Source organism: Streptomyces populi (genome assembly GCF_002911015.1).
GTDB lineage: Bacteria > Actinomycetota > Actinomycetes > Streptomycetales > Streptomycetaceae > Streptomyces > Streptomyces populi.
Genome location: NZ_KZ626936.1, coordinates 1 through 20,139, shown reverse-complemented (window position 1 = coordinate 20,139; position 20,139 = coordinate 1). Strand labels below are relative to the sequence as shown.

Annotated in this window: 16 protein-coding genes; 13 read left to right on the top strand and 3 right to left on the bottom strand. The window is 73.6% G+C overall.

The window, feature by feature from the left end; all coding sequences use genetic code 11:
* Positions 1-2: 2 nt before the first annotated feature.
* The 3 genes from CW362_RS33195 (at position 3) to hemW (ending at position 5,709) form a co-directional block, all read left to right on the top strand.
* Positions 3-1,874: an AMP-dependent synthetase/ligase gene (locus CW362_RS33195; protein WP_103553318.1), complete on the top strand. Its 1,872-nt coding sequence runs from the start codon at positions 3-5 to the stop codon at positions 1,872-1,874.
* 351 nt (positions 1,875-2,225) lie between these two features.
* Positions 2,226-4,340 carry a SpoIIE family protein phosphatase gene (locus CW362_RS33190; protein WP_240658154.1) on the top strand — a complete coding sequence of 705 codons (2,115 nt, stop codon included), beginning with the start codon at positions 2,226-2,228 and terminating at the stop codon, positions 4,338-4,340.
* A 136-nt stretch (positions 4,341-4,476) separates the two neighbouring features.
* Entirely contained in the window at positions 4,477-5,709 is a 1,233-nt protein-coding gene (gene hemW / locus CW362_RS33185; protein WP_103553327.1) for a radical SAM family heme chaperone HemW, read from the top strand.
* A 39-nt stretch (positions 5,710-5,748) separates the two neighbouring features.
* Here the strand turns inward: hemW and CW362_RS33180 are convergent, their stop codons facing one another.
* Together CW362_RS33180 and CW362_RS33175 are read right to left on the bottom strand one after the other, a co-directional pair.
* On the bottom strand, positions 5,749-6,558 hold the full coding sequence (locus CW362_RS33180) for a DUF3097 domain-containing protein (protein ID WP_103553316.1): 810 nt from the start codon (positions 6,556-6,558) through the stop codon (positions 5,749-5,751).
* Between the two features lie 31 nt (positions 6,559-6,589).
* Positions 6,590-7,375, bottom strand: a complete 786-nt coding sequence (locus CW362_RS33175; RefSeq protein WP_103553315.1) for an MBL fold metallo-hydrolase — start codon at positions 7,373-7,375, stop codon at positions 6,590-6,592.
* Between the two features lie 175 nt (positions 7,376-7,550).
* On the opposite strand from CW362_RS33175, the gene hrcA reads away from it, so the two are divergent.
* The 10 genes from hrcA (at position 7,551) to CW362_RS33125 (ending at position 18,553) form a co-directional block, all read left to right on the top strand.
* A complete protein-coding gene (gene hrcA / locus CW362_RS33170; RefSeq protein ID WP_037618735.1) occupies positions 7,551-8,567 on the top strand; it encodes a heat-inducible transcriptional repressor HrcA in 1,017 nt (338 codons plus the stop codon).
* Entirely contained in the window at positions 8,568-9,707 is a 1,140-nt protein-coding gene (gene dnaJ, locus CW362_RS33165; RefSeq protein ID WP_103553314.1) for a molecular chaperone DnaJ, read from the top strand. It abuts the gene before it with no gap.
* 111 nt (positions 9,708-9,818) lie between these two features.
* Positions 9,819-10,913 carry a nitronate monooxygenase gene (locus CW362_RS33160; RefSeq protein ID WP_103553313.1) on the top strand — a complete coding sequence of 365 codons (1,095 nt, stop codon included), beginning with the start codon at positions 9,819-9,821 and terminating at the stop codon, positions 10,911-10,913.
* Positions 10,910-11,659 carry a 16S rRNA (uracil(1498)-N(3))-methyltransferase gene (locus tag CW362_RS33155; RefSeq protein ID WP_103553312.1) on the top strand — a complete coding sequence of 250 codons (750 nt, stop codon included), beginning with the start codon at positions 10,910-10,912 and terminating at the stop codon, positions 11,657-11,659. The genes CW362_RS33160 and CW362_RS33155 overlap by 4 nt, the downstream gene beginning before the upstream one ends.
* 50 nt (positions 11,660-11,709) lie before the next feature.
* Positions 11,710-12,102 (top strand): VOC family protein, encoded by a 393-nt coding sequence (locus tag CW362_RS33150; RefSeq protein ID WP_103553311.1) that lies wholly within the window; start codon positions 11,710-11,712, stop codon positions 12,100-12,102.
* A 144-nt stretch (positions 12,103-12,246) separates the two neighbouring features.
* Complete coding sequence (locus CW362_RS33145) at positions 12,247-12,792, top strand: hypothetical protein (RefSeq protein WP_376451882.1); 546 nt, start codon at positions 12,247-12,249, stop codon at positions 12,790-12,792.
* Positions 12,793-12,865: 73 nt separating this feature from the next.
* Positions 12,866-16,078 carry a S41 family peptidase gene (locus CW362_RS33140; protein ID WP_103553309.1) on the top strand — a complete coding sequence of 1,071 codons (3,213 nt, stop codon included), beginning with the start codon at positions 12,866-12,868 and terminating at the stop codon, positions 16,076-16,078.
* Positions 16,079-16,198: 120 nt separating this feature from the next.
* Positions 16,199-16,576 (top strand): histidine triad nucleotide-binding protein, encoded by a 378-nt coding sequence (locus tag CW362_RS33135; RefSeq protein ID WP_103553308.1) that lies wholly within the window; start codon positions 16,199-16,201, stop codon positions 16,574-16,576.
* A gap of 6 nt (positions 16,577-16,582) precedes the next feature.
* Positions 16,583-17,488 carry a ribonuclease Z gene (locus tag CW362_RS33130; protein WP_103553307.1) on the top strand — a complete coding sequence of 302 codons (906 nt, stop codon included), beginning with the start codon at positions 16,583-16,585 and terminating at the stop codon, positions 17,486-17,488.
* 72 nt (positions 17,489-17,560) lie between these two features.
* Entirely contained in the window at positions 17,561-18,553 is a 993-nt protein-coding gene (locus tag CW362_RS33125; protein WP_103553306.1) for an adenosine deaminase, read from the top strand.
* A 56-nt stretch (positions 18,554-18,609) separates the two neighbouring features.
* Here CW362_RS33125 and CW362_RS33120 read toward each other — a convergent pair whose 3' ends face one another.
* Complete coding sequence (locus CW362_RS33120) at positions 18,610-19,965, bottom strand: MFS transporter (RefSeq protein WP_103553305.1); 1,356 nt, start codon at positions 19,963-19,965, stop codon at positions 18,610-18,612.
* Between the last annotated feature and the right edge of the window lie 174 nt (positions 19,966-20,139).

Sequence of the window (20,139 nt, the reverse complement as noted above, 5' to 3'; positions counted from 1 at the left end):
TCGTGAGCGACACACAGACCCTGATCGAGAACCGTCCGCCGTCCGTCGCCGCCCTCTTCCTGGAGCGCGTGGCGGCCACACCCGACGCCGAGGCATACCGTTACCCGGTACCGGCTCCGGGCGACGGGCCGGATGACTGGAAGTCGCTGACCTGGGCGCAGGCCGCCGAGCGGGTCTACGCCATCGCGGCCGGTCTGATCGAACTCGGCGTCCAGCCGGAGCAGCGCGTCGCGCTCGCCTCCTCGACCCGGGTCGAGTGGATCCTGGCCGACCTCGCCATCCTCTGCGCGGGCGCGGCCACCACGACCGTGTACCCGCAGACCAACGCCGAGGAGTCGGCGTTCATCCTCTCCGACTCCGCGAGCCGGGTCCTCATCGCGGAGGACGCGGCCCAGCTCGCCAAGGCCCGGGAGAAGCGCGCCGAGCTCCCCGACCTCACGCACGTCGTGGTCGTCGACGCCGAGGGCGTGGAGAGCGAGGACTGGGTCCTGACGCTCGCCGAGCTGGAGGCGCGCGGCTCCGCGTACCTGGAGAAGCACCCCGAGCTGATCAAGGAGCGCGTCGGCGCGATCACCGCGGACCAGCTCGCGACCCTCATCTACACCTCCGGCACCACCGGCCGTCCCAAGGGTGTCCGGCTGCCGCAGGACAACTGGTCGTACATGGCCAAGGCGATCGCCGGGACCGGCCTGCTCGGCCAGGACGACGTCCAGTACCTGTGGCTGCCGCTCGCGCACGTCTTCGGCAAGGTCCTGACCTCCGGCCAGATCGAGGTCGGGCACGTCACCGCCGTCGACGGCCGCGTGGACAAGATCATCGAGAACCTGCCGGTCGTGCGGCCGACGTACATGGCGGCCGTGCCGCGCATCTTCGAGAAGGTCTACAACGGGGTCGCGGCCAAGGCGCGGGCCGGCGGCGGCGCCAAGTACAAGATCTTCCAGTGGGCCGCCGAGGTCTCCCGCGAGTACGCGAAGGCGAGCCAGGACAACTTCCGCCGCACGGGTTCGGCCTCGGTGCCGTTCGCGCTCGGCGCCAAGCACAAGGTCGCCGACGCGCTCGTCTTCGCCAAGATCCGCGAGGCCTTCGGCGGCAACCTGCGCGCCTGCATCTCCGGCTCCGCCGCGCTCGCGCCGGAGATCGGCTACTTCTTCGCCGGCGCCGGCATCCACATCCTGGAGGGCTACGGGCTCACCGAGTCCTCCGCCGCCTCCTTCGTGAACCCGGGCGAGGCCTACCGCACCGGCACGGTCGGCAAGCCGCTGCCCGGCACCGAGGTGCGCATCGCCGACGACGGCGAGATCCTGCTGCGCGGTCCCGGCATCATGGAGGGCTACCACGGCCTGCCCGACAAGACCGCCGAGGTCCTTGAGGCCGACGGCTGGTTCCACACCGGCGACATCGGCGAGCTGTCCGCGGACGGCTACCTGCGGATCACCGACCGCAAGAAGGACCTCATCAAGACCTCGGGCGGCAAGTACATCGCGCCCGCCGAGGTCGAGGGCCAGTTCAAGGCCGTCTGCCCCTACGTCTCCAACATCCTCGTGCACGGCGCCGACCGGAACTTCTGCACCGCGCTCATCGCCCTCGACGAGCCGTCGATCCTGGAGTGGGCGAAGGACAACGGCCTGGAGGGCAAGTCGTACGCCGAGGTCGTCGCGGCGCCCGCGACGGTCGCCCTCGTCGAGGGCTACGTGAAGGAGCTCAACGGCGGTCTCCAGCGCTGGCAGACCATCAAGAAGTTCCGGCTGCTGCCCCGCGACCTGGACGTCGAGCACGGTGAGATCACCCCGAGCCTCAAACTGAAGCGCCCGGTCGTCGAGAAGGCGTACAAGCACCTGATCGACGAGATGTACGCGGGCAGCCGCGAGGCGTAGCCCCCGGCGCCCGGCCCGTACGGGGGCGGTGGCGCGCAGGACCTCTCCGCGACCGGGCGGCGGGGACCCGCGCGTCCCCGCCCCCGTTCCGCGACCGCCGCCTCCGTGACGGCTCGCCTCCACGGCCGCTCGCCGTGCGGCCGTCCCGCCCGCGCCCCGTCCTTCGTGACGCGCCCCGTCCTTCGTGACGCCCCGTCCTTCGTGACGGGAAGGAGTCACCCCACTGGTCTCACTCAAATTGAATCAAATATGGCCCACTTTGGTTACTCGGTGCTTATGGCCGCCCCCGGTCTGTCACCCTGGCCGCATCGTCCGAGGTGTCACCGTCCGAACTGCCCAGGGAGCCGCACAGTGAGGGCCATTCCGACGCAACGGGAGTCCACGGCGTGCGCACCGGACGCGCTCGCGCACCACCGGGCCGGCCAGGACGTCGTGTCCCGTACGTCGTTGCCCGGCACCCCGCTCGCCGCCGCGGCCGCGCGGCGATTCCTCCGGGACACGCTCCTGGACTGGTCCGAACCGGCCCTGCCCGGCGCCGAGATCATCGACGACCGGCTCGCCGGCGACGCGGCCGTGGTGGTCAGCGAACTCGTCACCAACGCCGTCGTGCACGCGGGCACCGACGTGGAGCTGCTGTGCCGCCTGGAGCGCCCGGTCGACGGCCCGCCCGGAACATTGGTCGTCGAGGTCTCCGACCACCACCCCTCGCGCGCCATACGGGAGGACGGCGCCGAGCCCCCGTACGGGACACCCGAGTACGGACGGGGCCTGCGCCTCGTCTCCGCGCTCTCCGAGGCCTGGGGGATCACCTACCGTCCGGGCGTCAAGACGGTGTGGTCGAGGCTGCTGGTCGACGGGACCGCCGGCGCCCTGCCGGGGGCGGACGTCTTCGCGGACGCCGACGGCCCGCGCGGGACAGCCCGGTTCGAGGACGTGGACGGTCTCTACGGACAGGGAGGGTTCGGGGACCCCGGCGGTCTCGCGGGACCGGCCGGGTTCGCGGACGTCGACGGCTTCACGGGCCCGGCGGACGGCCCGTGGCAGGCCGGAACCGCCGGGTACGCCGAGGGGCGGGTGCCGGAGTACGGGCCGAGGGCCGGCGGCGAGCCGTACGCCGCGCTGTCCGCCCCGGGGGCGGGCCGGGGCACCGCGCGGGGCCACGACTGGCTCGACCGGGGAGCCCTCTCCTTCCTCGCCGAGGCCTCGGACCTGCTCGCCGGGCAGCTCGACGAGGACCTGGTCGCGGCGCTGGCCGGGCAGCTCCTCGTCCCGCGCCTCGCCGACTGGTGCGCCGTGTGGCTGGAGGACGAGGCCACCGACCGGGCCGGTGGTCTCGGTCTCGCCCTCGGACCCCGCCTCGCCCGGGTCTGGCACGGCAGCGAGAACCTCGTCGAGGGGCTGCGCCAGGCCCTGGAGAAGGACCCGCCGCGGCTTCCCGACGCGGTGCGCTCCCGTGCCGTCCCGGTGCCCTGGCCCGGGGAGGCGCTGGGCGCCCGGGGGACGAGCGGGGCGGCGCTGGCGTACCGGCTGATCGCGGGCGGGCGGCCGCTGGGCACGCTCGTCATCGGGCGGGCCGGGCCGCCCGATTTCCCCGACGAGGTCACCGGGCTCGTCGAGGACCTCAGCCGCCGCATCGCCCTGGCCATCGGCGCGGCCCGCCAGTACGCGCGCCAGGCCACCATCAGCCGGGTCCTGCAGCGCGGACTGCTGCCGGGCGCGGTCGCAGAGATCCCCGGGGTGCGCACCGCCCTCGTCTACGAGCCGCTCGACAAGGGCGGTCCGAGCGGCGACTTCTACGACGTCTTCCCGGCGGGCGACGGGCGCTGGTGCTTCGCCGTCGGCGACGTCCAGGGCAAGGGCCCCGAGGCGGCCGTCGTGATCGGCCTGGCCCGGCCCTGGCTGCGGCTGCTGGCCCGCGAGGGCTACGACGTCGCGGACGTCCTCGACCGCCTCAACCAGCTCCTCCTCGACGACGCGACGGAGGCCGCGGACGCGGCGGCCCGCGCGCTCGTGGCCGCGGGCGGGCCCGGCCTCGGGAACGACCTCGGCCCGCAGACGCGCTTCCTGTCCATGCTCTACGGGGAGCTGGTCCCCTTCGACGGCGGAGTGCGCTGCACCCTCGCCTCGGCGGGGCATCCGCTGCCGCTGCTGCTGGGCCCCGACGGGGTCGTACGGGAGATGGCCCGGCCACAGACCCTGCTCGGCGTCTTCGAGGACCCCGAGTACTCCTCCGAGTCCTTCGAGCTGTACCCCGGAGACACCCTCCTGTGCGTCACCGACGGTGTGACGGAGCGGCGCGACGGGTCCCGCCAGTTCGACGACGACGACGGTCTCGCCCACGCCCTCGCGGGCTGCGCGGGCCTGAACGCCGAGATGATCGCGGAACGGATCCGCGGCCTGGTCCACGCGTTCGGCACCCGCCCGCCGGAGGACGACATGGCCCTGCTGGTGCTACAGGCGGAATAGCACCGCCCCCGGCACGTGCCCGCACCCGGCGGCTCCTCACGTGTCCGGCCCCCGCGGCGGGGGACCGCCGCCCGGCCGGTCCGGCGGGAACACGGGACGGAACCGCGCACCCCGCCCGTACTGGACAATGGAAGGCATGCCTTCCGCACTCCCCGACGGCGAGCCCGTCCCCGACGACGGGGCGCTGCCCGCGCACGCCCTGGCCGGGGCCGCCGAGCGGCCCCTCGGGTTCTACCTCCACGTCCCGTACTGCGCGACCCGCTGCGGCTACTGCGACTTCAACACCTACACGGCGACCGAGCTGCGGGGCAGCGGCGGCGTGCTCGCCTCCCGCGACAACTACGCGGACACCCTGACCGACGAGATCCGGCTCGCCCGCAAGGTCCTCGGCGACGACCCCCGCCAGGTCCGCACGGTCTTCGTCGGAGGCGGCACGCCCACCCTGCTGGCCGCCGACGACCTCGTACGGATGCTGGGCGCGATCCGGGACGAGTTCGGGCTCGCGGACGACGCGGAGATCACGACGGAGGCGAACCCCGAGTCGGTCGGTCCGGAGTACCTCGCGACCCTGCGCGCCGGCGGCTTCAACCGGATCTCCTTCGGCATGCAGAGCGCCCGGCAGCACGTCCTGAAGGTGCTCGACCGCACGCACACCCCGGGCCGCCCCGAGGCCTGTGTCGCCGAGGCCCGCGCGGCCGGCTTCGCACATGTGAACCTGGATCTGATCTACGGCACGCCGGGTGAGTCGGACGACGACTGGCGGGCCTCGCTCGAAGCGGCCCTCGGCGCGGGCCCCGACCACATCTCCGCCTACGCGCTCATCGTCGAGGAGGGCACGCAGCTCGCGCGCCGCATCCGACGCGGCGAGGTCCCCATGACGGACGACGACGTGCACGCGGACCGCTACCTCATCGCGGACGAGGTGATGTCGGCGGCGGGCTTCGACTGGTACGAGGTGTCGAACTGGGCCACCTCCGAGGCCGGCCGCTGCCTGCACAACGAGCTCTACTGGAGGGGCGCCGACTGGTGGGGCGCGGGCCCCGGCGCGCACAGCCACGTGGGCGGTGTTCGCTGGTGGAACGTGAAGCACCCGGGGGCGTACGCGGCGGCGCTGGCCGAGGGCCGTTCCCCGGGGGCCGGCCGTGAACTCCTCTCCGACGAGGACCGGCGGGTCGAGCGGATCCTCCTCGAACTGCGGCTGCGCGAGGGCTGCCCGCTCTCCCTGCTCCGCCCCGAGGGCCTCGCGGCCTCCCGCCGCGCCCTGTCCGAAGGGCTCCTCGAAGCCGGTCCCTACGACGCGGGCCGCGCCGTCCTCACCCTGCGCGGCCGCCTCCTCGCGGACGCCGTGGTCCGGGACCTGGTGGACTGAACACCCCGCGTCCGGCCCCGGCCGCCCGCGCCGTCCCCGTCACTCCGGCGGCGCGGTCACGAAGTCGATCAGTTCCTCCACCCGGCCCAGGAGCGCCGGTTCCAGGTCCTTGTAGGAGTGCACCCGGGACAGGATGTGCTGCCAGGCCGCGCCGGTGTTCTCCGGCCAGCCCAGGGCGCGGCACACACCCGTCTTCCAGTCCTGGCCGCGTGGGATCCGGGGCCAGGACGGGATGCCGAGGGAGGACGGTTTCACGGCCTCCCAGACGTCGATGTACGGGTGGCCGATGACCAGGGCGTGCTCGCTCGTGACCGCCTCCGCGATCCGGGACTCCTTCGAACCCGGGACCAGGTGGTCGACGAGGACGCCGAGCCGGGCGTCCGGGCCCGGGGCGAACGCGTCGACGACCGCCGGGAGGTCGTCGACGCCCTCCAGGTACTCCACGACGACGCCCTCGATGCGCAGGTCGTCGCCCCAGACCCGTTCGACGAGTTCGGCGTCGTGGCGGCCCTCGACGTAGATGCGCCCGGCGCGCGCGACCCGGGCGCGGGCGCCGGGGACCACCATCGATCCGGACGCCGTACGGCCGGGGCGGACCGGCGCGGCGGCCGCCGGGCGGACCAGGGTCACCACCTCGCCCTCCAGGAGGAAGCCGCGCGGCTCCAGCGGGAACACCCGGTGCTTGCCGAAGCGGTCCTCCAGGGTCACCGTGCCCGCCTCGCAGCGGATCACCGCGCCGCAGAAGCCGGTGCCGGGCTCCTCGACGACCAGACCCGGGTCCGCCGGGACCTCGGGCACGGACCGGGGCTTCTTCCAGGGCGGGGTCAGGTCCGGCGAGTACTGGCGCATTCGGATGACGATAGGAGAAGCCCGGCGGCGTTCACCGCGACACGCCGGAACCGGCCGTGCCGGAGCCTCCCGCGCCCGGTCCCGCCGGTGCGGAACCGGCCACGCCGAACCGCGCGGCCAGGGCGTCCCGTTGGGCCCGCACGAACGCGGCGTCCACGACCGCCCCGTGCCCGGGGACGTAGAGCGCGTCCTCGCCGCCCAGTTCCAGCAGCCGGTCGAGGGCCGCCGGCCAGCGCGACGGCACGGCGTCGGGCCCCGCCTGCGGCTCGCCCGACTCCTCGACCAGGTCCCCGCAGAACACCACCGCCGGGTCGCCCGGAACGACGACCACGAGGTCGTGGGCGGTGTGCCCCTCGCCCGTCCGTACCAGCCGGACCCCGACGCCGCCGCCGAGGTCCAGGTACCGGGCGCTCCGGACGAGGCGGTGGGGGCGTACGAGGGTGTCGGCCGCTTCTTCCGCCGCCCCCGGGGCGAGACCGTTGCGCACCGCGTCCGCGCACAGTTCGTCGCGGTCCCTCCCGTACACCTCGGACGAGCCGTCCGCGGCGATGACCTGCGCGCCCGCGAACACCGCGGCGCCGAACACGTGGTCGAAATGCGGGTGGGTGAGCGCGAGATGGGTCACACGTCCGCCGGTCAGGACCCGCGCGTCGGAGCGCAGCCGGGCGCCCTCCGCGAGGCTCGATCCGGCGTCGATCATCAGCGCCGCCCCCTCGCCGACGACGAGCCCGGCCGTGCAGTCCCAGTCCGGAAGCCGCCGTCGCCCGACCCGGGGCGCCACCCTTTCCCATCCCAGCTCTTCCCAAGTCAGCCTCATGCGGCGACGCTAACGGTGACGGGTGCCGCGCACGACATCGCAGGCCCGCCCTTGCCCGGGCCGTGCCCCACCGCCGTACACTGGGCCGGGGAACGTTGGCACTCGCGTGCGCTGAGTGCCAGGCGAATGCCACGAAGGTCACGAAGACCACCGAGTCGACTTCTGGAGGTGCGCGATGCTCAGCGAACGCAGGCTCGAGGTGCTGCGCGCCATCGTCCAGGACTACGTGGGCACCGAGGAGCCGGTCGGTTCCAAGGCGCTCACCGAGCGGCACCGCCTCGGCGTCTCGCCCGCGACCGTCCGCAACGACATGGCGGTCCTGGAGGACGAGGGGTACATCGCCCAGCCGCACACCAGCGCCGGGCGCATCCCCACGGACAAGGGGTACCGCCTCTTCGTCGACAAGCTCGCCGGCGTCAAGCCGATGACCGCGCCCGAGCGCCGCGCCATCCAGAACTTCCTGGACGGGGCCGTCGACCTCGACGACGTCGTCGGGCGGACCGTGCGGCTGCTCGCGCAGCTCACCCGGCAGGTCGCCGTCGTGCAGTACCCCTCGCTGACCCGCTCGACCGTGCGTCACGTGGAGCTGCTGTCGCTCGCCCCCGCGCGGGTGATGCTCGTGCTGATCACGGACACCGGCCGGGTCGAGCAGCGCATGATCAACTGTCCGGCGCCGTTCGGTGAGACGTCGCTGGCGGACCTGCGCGCCCGGCTCAACAGCCGGGTCGCGGGGCGCCCCTTCGCGGACGTCCCGCAGCTCGTGCAGGACCTCCCCGAAGCCTTCGAGGCGGAGGACCGGGGTACGGTCTCGACGGTGCTCTCCACGCTGCTGGAGACGCTCGTCGAGGAGACCGAGGAGCGCCTGATGATCGGCGGTACCGCCAATCTCACGCGCTTCGGACATGACTTCCCTCTCACCATCCGGCCGGTGCTCGAGGCGCTGGAGGAGCAGGTCGTGCTCCTCAAGTTGCTCGGGGAGGCCGGGGATTCGAGCATGACCGTGCGAATCGGGCACGAGAACGCGTACGAGGGACTCAACTCCACGTCCGTGGTCTCGGTCGGCTACGGTTCGGGCGGCGAGGCAGTAGCCAAACTCGGCGTGGTCGGCCCGACCCGCATGGATTACCCGGGAACGATGGGAGCGGTACGAGCGGTGGCACGGTACGTCGGACAGATCCTGGCGGAGTCGTAAGTGGCCACGGACTACTACGCCGTACTCGGCGTGCGCCGCGACGCGTCCCAGGACGAGATCAAGAAGGCGTTCCGGAGGCTCGCTCGCGAGCTGCACCCGGACGTCAATCCCGATCCGAAGACGCAGGAGCGGTTCAAGGAGATCAACGCCGCGTACGAGGTGTTGTCGGACCCGCAGAAGAAGCAGGTCTACGACCTCGGCGGCGACCCGCTGTCCCAGCAGGGCGGCGGCGCCGGCGCCGGCGGCTTCGGCCAGGGCGGCTTCGGCAACTTCTCGGACATCATGGACGCGTTCTTCGGCACGGCGTCGCAGCGCGGACCGCGCTCGCGCACCCGCCGGGGCCAGGACGCCATGATCCGGCTGGAGATCGAGCTCGACGAGGCGGCCTTCGGCACCACGAAGGACATCCAGGTCGACACGGCCGTCGTCTGCGGCACCTGCAACGGCGAGGGCGCCGCGCCCGGCACCGCCGCGCAGACCTGTGACATGTGCCGCGGCCGCGGCGAGGTGTCCCAGGTGACGCGGTCCTTCCTCGGCCAGGTCATGACCTCGCGGCCGTGTCCGCAGTGCCAGGGCTTCGGCACCGTCGTCCCGACCCCGTGCCACGAGTGCGCGGGCGACGGCCGGGTCCGCTCCCGCCGCACCCTCACGGTCAAGATCCCGGCCGGTGTGGACAACGGCACCCGCATCCAGCTCGCGGGCGAGGGCGAGGTCGGCCCCGGCGGCGGCCCCGCCGGCGACCTGTACGTCGAGATCCACGAGCTGCCGCACTCCACCTTCCAGCGGCGCGGCGACGACCTGCACTGCACGGTCACCATCCCGATGACCGCGGCGGCCCTCGGCACCAAGGTGCCGCTGGAGACGCTCGACGGCATGGAGGAGGTCGACATCCGCCCGGGCACGCAGTCCGGCCAGTCGATCCCGCTGCACGGCCGGGGCGTCACGCACCTGCGCGGCGGCGGCCGCGGCGACCTCGTCGTGCACGTCGAGGTCACCACGCCGACCAAGCTCGACCCGGAGCAGGAGCGGCTGCTGCGCGAGCTCGCCAAGCTGCGCGGCGAGGAGCGGCCCACCGGTCAGTTCCAGCCCGGCCAGCAGGGGCTCTTCTCCCGGCTGAAGGACGCCTTCAACGGCCGCTGATCCAGGCGGGGCACGGGGTGGGAACACCGCTCCGTGCCCTTCGCCCGGAGGGCCGGTCCGGGGCGGGCGATCGGATTCGGACTTGTTGCGGGGACGTGACAACATGCCGTCATGTCCTCCGCGCTGACCGATCTCTTCCCTCACCCGATCGTGCAGGCTCCCATGGCGGGCGGGGTCTCCGTCCCGCAGCTCGCGGCCGCCGTGTCCGAGGCCGGGGGGCTCGGCTTCCTCGCCGCCGGGTACAAGACCGCCGACGGCATGTACCAGGAGATCAAGCAGCTGCGCGGGCTGACCGGCCGCCCCTTCGGCGTCAACCTGTTCCTCCCGCAGCCCGAGCACGCGGACGCCGCCACGGTCGAGGTGTACGCCCACCAGCTCGCCGGCGAGGCAGCCTGGTACGAGACCGAGCTCGGTGACCCGGACAGCGGACGCGACGACGGCTACGACGCCAAACTCGCCGTCCTCCTCGACAAACCGGTGGCGGCGGTCTCCTTCCACTTCGGCGTCCCGAAGCCGGAGGCGCTCGAGTCGCTGCGCCGCGCCGGAACCCTCACCCTGGTCACCGCCACCACGGCCGAGGAAGCCCTCGCCGTGCAGCGGGCCGGCGCCGACGCGGTCGTCGTGCAGGGCGTCGAGGCCGGGGGACACCAGGGCACCCACCGGGACAACCCGGAGACGGACGGCACGGGCGTCGGCCTGCTCAGCCTGGTCGCACAGGTCCGTGAGGCGGTGACCATCCCGGTCGTCGCGGCGGGCGGCATCATGCGCGGCAGCCAGATCGCCGCGGTCCTCGCCGCGGGCGCGGACGCGGCCCAGCTCGGCACCGCCTTCCTCGCCACCCCCGAGTCCGGCGCGAGCGCCGTGCACAAACAGGCCCTGACCGACCCCCTGTACGTGCGCACCGAGCTCACGCGCGCCTTCTCCGGACGCCCGGCACGCGCGCTGGCCAACCGCTTCATGCGCGAGCACGGCCCGTACGCCCCCGCCGCCTACCCCGAGATCCACCACCTCACCCTGCCGCTGCGCAAGGCGGCCGCCAAGGCGGGCGACGCGCAGGGCATGGCCCTGTGGGCCGGGCAGGGCCACCGCATGGCGCGCGACCTGCCCGCCGGGCGGCTGGTGGAGGTACTGAACGCAGAGATCGCGGCCGCCGAGACAGCGTTGTCGGCCGCCGCCGAGACCCCGGAAGAGGGTGCGGCCCGATGACGGCGCCGGTGTTCCTGGTCGAGCACTTCGACACGGACGGCGAGGGACGGCACGTCCTCGACGGACCCGAGGGACGGCACGCCGTCTCCGTGAAACGGCTGCACAGCGGTGAGGACGTCAGGCTCACCGACGGGGCCGGCCGCTGGGCGGACGGCGTGGTCGTGGACACCGAGGGCAAGGACCGGCTGATCGTACGGATCGGCGCGGTCACCGAGGAACCGGCCGAGGAGCCGCGCATCACGGTCGTCCAGGCCCTGCCCAAGGGCGACCGGGGCGAGCTGGCCGTCGAGACCATGACCGAGACCGGCGTCGACGCGATCGTCCCCTGGGCCGCCTCCCGCTGCATCACGCAGTGGAGGGGCGAGCGGGGGCTGAAGGCGCTCGGCAAGTGGCGGGCCACCGCCCGGGAGGCCGGCAAGCAGTCCCGCCGGACGCGCTTCCCGGAGGTCGCGGACGCGATGACGACCAAGCAGGTTGCCGCGCTTCTCGCCGAAGCCGATCTCGCCGCCGTGCTCCACGAGGACACCGCGCTGGGCACCGAGCCCTTCGCGACCGCCGCGCTGCCCGGCTCCGGGGAGATCGTCCTGGTCGTCGGCCCCGAGGGCGGCATCTCCGCCGAGGAGGTGGCACTCTTCACCGAGGCCGGCGCGAAGACCTTCCACCTGGGGCGCACGGTGCTGCGCACCTCGACGGCCGGGACCGTGGCCACCGCGCTGCTGCTGGCCCGTACCGGACGCTGGTCCTGACCCGTCCACCGCCGGTACGACCTCACATCCGCACATCGAACGGGGAACCCGTGGAACTCGCTCAGGTACGACTGCTCGTGTCCGACTTCGCCGCCTGCTACCGCTTCTACGCCGAAGTCCTCGGCCTCAAGCCCCAGTCGGGCGCGACCGAGGGCCCGTACGAGAAGTTCAGCCCGGTCACCGGGTCCGCGGGCATCGCCCTCCAGGACCGGACCATGATGGCCGGGATACTGGGTGAGCTCGGCGACGCCGTGACCGGACACCGGTCGCTGGTGGTGCTGCGGGTGGACGACCTCGACACCTACTGCGAGCAGATCGTCTCGCGCGGCGCGACCCTGCTGCACGGCCCGGCGCCCATGACGGAACGCATGCGGGTCGCCCACCTCAAGGACCCCGAGGGCAACCTGGTGGAACTCCAGGAGTGGCTGCTGATGCTCGGCTGACGGGCGGTCAGGAGCCCGCCGGGCCCGGGGGATCGGGAGTTCGAGGGTCCCCGGGGCCGGCCGGGCAACTCCTTCGGGTGGTTGTGCCCCCGATGGCCGCATGCGGTCTACCGCGCCCCGCCCCGCGGTGGCACGCTGCCGTTCATGGGGGCTACGAGGTATTTCAGGAGCCGCACGAGGCACGGGCGCGCGGCGATGGCCGTCGGACTGGGCACGGCCGGAGTGTTCGCCGTGACCGCGTGCCAGCCCATGGACGGGCTCAGCACCGCCACCGTCGCCTACACGACCGACCGGACGGCGACCAGGGAACTGGACCGGCGGCACGTGGACGTGAGTTGGCTCACCTGCACCGCCCGGCTGGGCGACAAGGGCAGGTCGCCCTCGCCGAGCGAGAACACCGTGGCGGCCGTCGACTGCCAGGGCAAGACCCGCGACGGCCGGGCCATCGTCGTCACGGGCAAGGTCACCCGGGCCGTCAACGGCGCCTGTGTGCGCGGCGATCTGCGCGCCACCGTCGGCGGCAGACAGGTCTTCCGCGTGAAGGGCCTGGGCGACTGCGACTCCGGCCCCACCCCGCCGGTCACCTACCGCCCCACGTACGGCGGGCCCAACCCCACCGTCACCGTCACCGTCACGAAGACGATGTGGTGCAAGGGCGACCCGACCTGCTGGCCCTCGCAGGGCAAGTGACCTGCCGGACCGTACAGGGATCAAGTGATCCGAACCCCTGTCGGGGCGCGCGTGCGCTGCATAGGGTGATCGGGTGACCGATTCCGCAGCCTCCGCGTACATCCGGTTTCCGCATCTGCACGGCGAGTTGGTCGTCTTCACGGCCGAGGACGACATCTGGGCCGCCCCCCTCGACGGCGGGGGCCGCGCCTGGCGGGTCAGCGCCGACAACGTGCCGGTCAGCCATCCACGCATCTCCCCGGACGGCACGACCGTCGCCTGGACGTCGACGCGTGACGGGGCCCCCGAGGTCCACGCCGCCTCCCTGGACGGCGGTCCCGCGAAACGGCTGACGTACTGGGGCAGCGCGAGGACCCAGGTGCGCGGCTGGACCCCCGACGGACAGGTGCTCGCCCTCAGCACCGAGGGCCAGGCCAGCCTGCGCCGCACCTGGGCACGGTCCGTCCCGCTCGACGGCGGCCCCGCGACGACCCTGCCGTACGGCCCCGTCGGAGACGTCGCCCACGGCGAGGGCGGCGTCGTCCTGCTGTCCGCCCCGATGGGGCGCGAGGCCGCCTGGTGGAAGCGCTACCGCGGCGGCACGGCGGGCAAGCTGTGGATCGACCGGGACGGCGAGGGCGAGTTCGTCCGGCTGCACGAGGACGTCGACGGGAACATCGAGTACCCCTTCTGGGCCGGCGGGCGGATCGCCTTCCTGTCGGACCACGAGGGCGTCGGCGCCCTGTACTCCTCGCTCGCCGACGGATCCGACCTGCGCCGCCACACCCCGGTCGACGCCTTCTACGCCCGTCACGCGGCCACCGACGGCACCCGCGTGGTGTACGTGGCCGCCGGTGAACTCTGGCTCCTGGACGACCTCGACGGCGCCGAGCCGCGCCGCCTCGACATCCGGCTCGGCGGCCAGCGCACCGACCAGCAGCCGCACCCCGTCAGCGCCTCGCGCTGGTTCTCCGCCGCGGCCCCCGACCACACCGGACGCGGCAGCGCGGTCTCCGTGCGCGGCGCCGTCCACTGGGTCACCCACCGCTCCGGCCCCACCCGCGCCCTCGCCGACGGACAGGGTGTCCGCGCCCGGCTGCCCCGCACCTTCCGCGCCGGGGGCGAGGAGCACGTGGTCTGGGTGACCGACGCGGAGGGCGACGACGCCCTCGAGTTCGCCCCCGCCACCGGGGTCGCCCCCGGAGCCACCCCGCGCCGGCTCGCCGCCGGAGCGCTCGGCCGGGTCCTCGGCCTCGCCGTGGCGCCCGACGGGAGCCGCGTCGCCGTCGCCTCCCACGACGGGCGCGTGCTGCTCGTCGAACGCGAGAGCGGCGAGGTCCGCGAGGTCGACCGCAGCGAGGACGGAGAGGTCACCGGCCTCGTCTTCTCGCCCGACTCGGCGTGGCTGGCCTGGTCGCACCCGGGCCCCCGCCCGCTGCGCCACCTCAAGCTCGCCAACACCACCGACCTGTCGGTCACCGAGGCGACCCCGCTGCGCTTCCGGGACTACGCGCCGGCGTTCACCCTCGACGGCAAGCACCTCGCCTTCCTGTCGGCCCGCGCCTTCGACCCCGTCTACGACGAGCACGTCTTCGACCTGGCCTTCGTCGGCGGCTCCCGGCCGTATCTGATCACCCTGGCCGCGACGACCCCCTCGCCCTTCGGACCGCAGCGCCACGGCAGGCCCTTCGAGGCGCCCGACAAGGACGAGACGCCCGACAGCGAGGGCGCCCCCAGCACCCGTATCGACCTGGACGGCCTCGCCGACCGGATCGTGCCGTTCCCCGTCGAGGCCGCCCGTTACTCCACGCTGCGCGCCGCCAAGGACGGACTGCTGTGGCTGCGCCACCCGGTGCGGGGCGTGCTCGGCTCCTCCCGCGCCACCCCGGACGACCCGGACCCGAAGACCGAGCTGGAGCGGTACGACCTCGCCCAGCAGCGCATCGAGCACCTCGCCGCCGACGCCGACCACTTCACCGTCACCGGTGACGGCAAGCGGGTCCTGCTGTGGACCGACGGCAAGCTCAGGCTCGTCCCCAGCGACCGGCGCGCCTCGAACGACGACGAGAGCGACACGAACATCACCGTCGACCTGTCGCGGGTGCGCCAGAGCGTCGACCCGGTGGCCGAGTGGCGCCAGATGTACGACGAGACGGGCCGTCTCATGCGGGACAACTTCTGGCGGCCGGACCTCGGCGGTGTCGACTGGGACGGGGTCCTCGACCGGTACCGGCCGGTACTGGACCGGATCGCCACCCACGACGACCTCGTGGACCTGCTGTGGGAGGTGCAGGGCGAACTCGGCACCTCGCACGCCTACGTCACCCCGCGCGGCGGATGGAGCGGCGGCGACCGGGCACAGGGACTCCTCGGCGCGGACATCTCCCGTCACGAGGACGGCAGTTGGCGCATCGACCGGATCCTCCCCTCGGAGACCTCCGACCCGGACGCACGGGCCCCGCTCGCCGCGCCCGGCGTCGCGGTGCGCGCCGGGGACGCGATCGTCGCGGTCGGCGGCCGTCCGGTGGACCCGGTGGCCGGACCCGCGCCGCTGCTCGTCGGTACCGCGGGCAAGCCCGTCGAGCTGACGATCTCGCCCTCGGGCGGCGGCGATCCGCGGCACGCGGTCGTCGTACCGCTCGCCGACGAGGAGCCGCTGCGCTACCACGCGTGGGTGGCCGACCGGCGCGCCCACGTCCACGAGCTGTCCGGCGGACGCCTCGGCTATCTGCACGTGCCGGACATGGTCGGCGCCGGGTGGGCGCAGCTCCACCGCGATCTGCGCGTCGAGGTGGCCCGCGAGGGCCTGGTCGTGGACGTCCGCGAGAACCGCGGCGGCCACACCTCCCAGCTCGTCGTGGAGAAGCTCGCCCGGCGGATCGTCGGCTGGGACCTGCCCCGGGGGCTGCGCCCCTACAGCTACCCCGAGGACGCGCCGCGCGGACCCGTCGTCGCCGTCGCCAACGAGTTCTCCGGCTCCGACGGCGACATCGTCAACGCCGCGATCAAGGCCCTCGGCATCGGACCCGTGGTCGGCACCCGCACCTGGGGCGGCGTCATCGGCATCGACAGCCGCTACCGCCTCGTCGACGGCACCCTCGTCACCCAGCCCAAGTACGCCTTCTGGATGGAGGGTTACGAGTGGAACGTCGAGAACCACGGCGTCGATCCCGACGTCGAGGTCGTCCAGACGCCGCAGGACCACGCGGCCGGGCGTGACACCCAGCTCGACGAGGCGGTCAGGATCGCGCTGGCCGCCCTGGAGGAGAACCCGGCGAAGACGGCGCCCGTGCTGCCGCCGCTGTGACCCGGTGAGGCCGGCGGCCCGGCGCGGGCGGACGGCGGCGCGAGCCGCGATCGAGTCGTTCGCCGCGCCGGGCCGCTAGCATGCGGAGGTGATGATCGGCCGGCGTGAGGAGACATACGCATGACGCAGGAGTCGAGGCGGGGAGCCGGCGGGGAACCGCAGGACGACTGCCTGTTCTGCAAGATCGTGGCGGGGCACATCCCGGCGACGCTGGTGCGCGAGAGCGACACGACCGTGGCGTTCCGCGACATCAACCCGCAGGCACCGACCCACATCCTGGTCATCCCCAAGGTGCACCACCCCGACGCGGCGTCCCTGGCCGCCGCCGAGCCCGCGATCGCGGCGGACGTCCTGCGCGAGGCCGGCGAGGTCGCGGCCGAGGAGAAGCTGGAGAGCTACCGCATCGTCTTCAACACGGGCAGCGGCGCCGGCCAGACCGTCTTCCACGCGCACGCCCACCTCCTGGGCGGCCGCGGCATGCAGTGGCCGCCGGGATAGCCGGCCTTGTCCGCACGTGAACTGGTGGTCCTCGGCACCGCCAGCCAGGTCCCGACCCGGCACCGCAACCACAACGGCTATCTGCTGCGCTGGGACGGTGAGGGTCTCCTCTTCGATCCCGGCGAGGGCACCCAGCGCCAGATGCTGCGGGCCGGCGTCGCCGCGCACGACCTGAACCGCATCTGCGTCACCCACTTCCACGGCGACCACGCGCTCGGACTCGGCGGGGTGATCCAGCGCATCAACCTCGACCGGGTGCCGCACGAGGTGACCGCGCACTACCCGCTCTCGGGGCAGCACTTCTTCGAGCGGCTGCGGTACGCCACCGCCTACCGCGAGACCGTGCCGCTGACCGAGGTGCCGGTCGCCGAGGACGGCGTCCTCGCGACCACCCCCGCCTACACCCTGGAGGCCCGCAGGCTCTCCCACCCCGTGGAGTCCTTCGGGTACCGGCTGGTCGAGCCGGACGGCCGGCGGATGCTGCCGGAGCGGCTGCGTGAGCTCGGGATCACCGGCCCCGACGTCGGAGTGCTCCAGCGGGAGGGCTCGCTGCGGGGCGTCACCCTGGACGACGTCAGCGAGGTGCGGCGGGGACAGAAGTTCGCGTTCGTCATGGACACCCGGCTGTGCGAGGGCGTGGACGCGCTCGCCGAGGGCTGCGACCTGCTGGTCATCGAGTCGACGTTCCTCGACGGCGACCACCAGCTCGCCGCGGACCACGGTCATCTGACGGCGGGACAGGCCGGGCGGGTGGCCAGGGAGGCGGGCGTGCGGCACCTCGTGCTCACCCACTTCAGCCAGCGCTACCCCGACCCCGGGGAGTTCGAGCGCGAGGCCCGCGCGGCGGGCTTCGACGGGGAGCTGACGGTGGCGAACGACCTGGTGCGGGTGCCGGTCCCGAAGCGGCACTGAGGACCGCTCGGTCCCCGGTGCCGGAAACGTGTTGTTTTCGATCCATCGGGGAACGGGCCGTACCATGCTTCGATGTCCATCCCCAAGGCTGAACTTCACCTGCACATCGAAGGCACCCTCGAACCCGAGCTGGCCTTCGCGCTCGCCGCGCGCAACGGGGTCACGCTGCCGTACGCGGACACCGAGGAGCTCCGCGAGGCGTACCGCTTCGACGACCTCCAGACCTTCCTGAACCTGTACTACGAGCTCATGGCCGTCCTGCGGACGGAGGCGGACTTCGCCGACCTGGCCGACGCCTACCTCACCCGCGCCGCGGCGCAGGGCGTACGGCACGCGGAGATCTTCTTCGACCCGCAGGCGCACATCGCCCGGGGCGTGCCGATGGGGACGGTCGTCGAGGGGCTGTGGCGGACGCTCGGGCGCAGCGAGGAGACCCACGGCGTCTCCACCCGGCTGATCATGTGCTTCCTGCGCGACGAGTCCGCCGAGTCCGCCATGGACACCCTGGAGGCGGCGAAGCCCCATCTCGACCGGATCACCGGCATAGGCCTCGACTCCGCCGAGGTCGGCCACCCGCCCGCCAAGTTCCGCGCGGTGTACGAGGCCGCCGCCGAGCTCGGTCTGCGGCGCGTCGCGCACGCCGGGGAGGAGGGGCCGCCCGCGTACATCACCGAGGCCCTCGACGTCCTCGGCGTCGAGCGCGTCGACCACGGGCTGCGCTGCATGGAGGACCCCGAGCTCGTCGAACGGCTGGTCCGGGAGCGGGTGCCGCTGACCCTGTGCCCGCTGTCGAACGTACGGCTGCGCGCCGTGGACGTCCTGGCGGAGCACCCGCTGCCCGCCATGATGGACGCCGGGCTGCTGTGCACGGTCAACTCCGACGACCCCGCCTACTTCGGCGGTTACGCCGGCGACAACTTCGACGCGGTGCGCGAGGCCCTCGGCCTCGGTGAGGAGCGGCTGCGGGAGCTGGCGCGCAACTCGTTCGAGGCGTCCTTCCTGGAGCACGACGAGGAGCGGCGCGCGCGGTACATCGCCGAGGTCGAGGCGTACGAGTTCCCTTAGCCCGTCGAGCGCCCGCCCACCCTCCCCTCCGATGGGCGGGCGGGCGCTCGCGGGAGTCAGGCGCCCACGGGACCGGACGCGGGCGCGACGGCCGTGCGCAGGGGCCCCGCCGTCCCGTACGCGGACCGCTGCGCGGGCACGCCCTCCAGCGGGACCTCCACGACGGGGATCTCGAAGGCGGGGGTCTCGAAGGCGGGGGTCTCGAAGGCGGGGGTCTCGAAGGCGGGGAGATCCGCCGCGGGGACCTCGACGATCTGGGTGGCGTGCCGCGCGCGCAGGGCCACGAAGGTCATCGGGACGCCGACCAGCAGCAGACCGGCCGCCAGGACCGTTCCCATCGCCGGGTAGCCCGCCCGCGCGGACAGCACGCTGCCGGTGAGCGGACCGCACGCCGTGCCGAGCGAGGCGGCGGAACCGACGAGGACCGCCCACCGCCCGCGCGGGTCCATGGACACGGCGAGGCCGATCACGTACGAGAGCACGACCGGGTACACCGCGTTCCAGGCGATCTCGCCCGCCGCGAAGGACGTCAGACCGGTGGCCGCCGCGCTCAGCGCGATGCAGCCGGCTATCAGCGCCGTGCCCAGGCCGATCGGCAGCGCCCGGCCGAGCCGCGGGCCGAGGGCGCCCGCGCCGACGGTCCCGAGCAGTCCGGCGCCGAGCGCCACCGCGAAGACCGCGCCGACCTCGACCTCGGTGAGGCCCGCCTGGGTCAGACCGATCCTGCCGCTCACGCCCCACAGGGAGTTCTGCGCGAGGGACCAGAAGAACATCGCGCCGGCGAGGAGCAGGCCGGAGCGGCGCCGCGGGAGCGGAGTGCCGGCGCGCACGGCGTGGGCGGCCGGTGTCCGTGCGGGAAGCCGTCCCGTCAGGGACAGCGCGAGCAGTGCCGTGCAGGCGATCGCGGCGAGCGGGTGTCCGTGCCCCGGGCCGAGGTGGGGGATGGTCAGGTACAGCGCGCCCGCGAGGCCGGAGACGGCGAAGAGGCCCAGGGTGGTGACCCGGTGGGGATCGGACCGGCCGGCGATCCCGGTCGCGGCGACCGTGGTGGCAGTGCCGGAGCCGAAGCCGCCGACGATCGCCCCGCCGACCACGAGGGGCAGCGCCGAGGAGAGCGCGGCGGTGCCGTAGCCGGCGGCCGCGAGGAGCAGCCCGGCGCGGGCCGACGCGCGCGGGCCGAAGCGGTCGACGCGGGAGGCGAGCAGGAAGCCGGCCGAGGCCGAGGCCAGCAGCAGGAAGCCGGCCGAGGCCGAGGCCAGCAGCAGGACGCTGCCGACGGCTCCGGCCTGGGTGGCCGACAGCGGGAGCCCCGCGTCGAGGCGGCCGACGGTGGTGGGGAGCAGATACGCGGCGAGGTACCCGGCCGTGAAAAGGGCGACGAGGGGCCAGGGCGTGGGGGTGCGGGCGGACACGGGCGTTCCCAGGGCAGGCGAGAGCGGCTCAAGAAGAATGAGGAGGTGAGGGGGAGGGGCGGCTGTCGACGGACAGGAACGCGCGGGCAATTTGTATCAAGGTGGGGGGTCCGCGAAGAAGGCGCGGTGGTGTGATCTGGGGCACTCTTCGTTTGCGGTGGGGATTCCTGGGCA